Source organism: Bacteroides sp. MSSM.1001136sp1_RTP21357st2_D2_RTP21359_211015, from assembly GCF_040913205.1.
Classification (GTDB): domain Bacteria; phylum Bacteroidota; class Bacteroidia; order Bacteroidales; family Bacteroidaceae; genus Bacteroides; species Bacteroides ovatus.
In genome coordinates this window covers 1-1,473 of record NZ_JBDFVF010000080.1, presented here as the reverse complement: position 1 = coordinate 1,473, position 1,473 = coordinate 1, and the positions used below count along the sequence as shown (strand labels likewise).

1 protein-coding gene is annotated in these 1,473 nt (G+C 42.4%); it reads left to right on the top strand.

Features of this window, described 5'->3' with window-relative positions; translation table 11 throughout:
* The first annotated feature begins 228 nt into the window (after window positions 1-228).
* Window positions 229-1,446 carry a transposase gene (locus AB5217_RS24810; protein ID WP_008782613.1) on the top strand — a complete coding sequence of 406 codons (1,218 nt, stop codon included), beginning with the start codon at window positions 229-231 and terminating at the stop codon, window positions 1,444-1,446.
* Window positions 1,447-1,473: the final 27 nt, after the last annotated feature.

The window sequence follows — 1,473 nt, the reverse complement described above, 5'->3', positions numbered from 1 at the left end:
CAATACTTCGGTAAATTTTTACCGAAAAATTAAAAGTTAAACAATAAAACCGGCAAAAGTCGGTTCGGAAACACTAAAGAGGTCATTGAAATGTTGTCAAAAACGAATGGTTAAGCATGAAGAAATGTGCTGAAAAAAATGTGCTAACCTGCTGATAATAAAGGTAAAAAAGTATTGCATAATTCGCTGGTTTTTTAGTAAATTAGAAGTCTCTCAACTCTTCTGATTATGACTAAAGAAACACTCCTTATGCAATACCAATCCGAGTGCCTGTCGGCTCTCAAATCAGTAGCGAATATACAAAAACCTTTTGAAAAAACGTTCATGGACACCATGAAATTATTCATGGCCATCCCGGATCGTATAAACTTCCTCCAATTGGGCAGATATGGCTGTTTCTCAGAACAGACTTATCGTAACCTTTTTGAGCATGAAACTTTCGACTGGTTTGCGTTCAACGGCTCTATCATCAGCAAGCATCTCACAGGCAAAAGAAAAGCCATCGCCATCGATCCTTCCTATATTCCCAAATCAGGCAAGAAGACACCTTGGATAGGTTACTTCTGGTCCGGTTGTGCAGGAGAATACAAGCGTGGACTGGAAATCATGGGCATCGGTGTCATTGACATCGACAATCATGAATGCATGACTTTAGGTTCCATTCAGACGCCGGATTGTAAGACCTTGGATAATATGGACAAGAGCCTCGTTGACTGGTACAGCAGCTATCTTATCAGCAGAAAAGACAAGCTGCAAAGCATATCCAAAACGGTGGTTGCAGACGCATTCTTTTCCAAGGAAACATTCATAACACCTATGTGTGAGAACGGTTTCCATGTCATCAGCCGCTTTAGGAATGATGTTGTCCTGTACTATCCGGCATTGGAACAGAAAACAGGAAAACGTGGCCATCCCAAGTGGTTTGACGGCAGGATTGACTTTGCCAATTTGGATTTGACCCGGTGCAAGGAATACGAGGTGAACAAGGGAAAGCTATACGGATTGAGGGTATATGCAAAAGCTCTCAAAAGGTATGTTTCCTTAGCCATCTGGTATCCGATGGACGGGAGGACAGACAAGTGGCAGCTTTACTTCTCTACAGACGATTCCATGGATGGACGCGAGGTGCTGGATTATTACAGAACCAGGTTCCAGTTGGAATTTTGCTTTAGAGATGGCAAGCAGCATGCAGGAATCACCAACTGCCAGTCTACCGACTTCAGGAAATTGGATTTTCACTTCAATGCATCGCTTGCTGCTGTCAACTTGGCCAAAGCGGCATGTAAGAGGCTCGGAATAACCTATTCCATATCCTCCTGCAAGTCATTCATACACAATGCTTATATGCTTGAACGATTTATTTGCGTGTTTGGGATTAGCCCAGACCCGCAAGTTATTGACAAACTTTTCAAAGAACTCATTTTATTTACTGCCAGAGCCGCTTAGGCGTGGCGAATTTTTAACGAACTATTG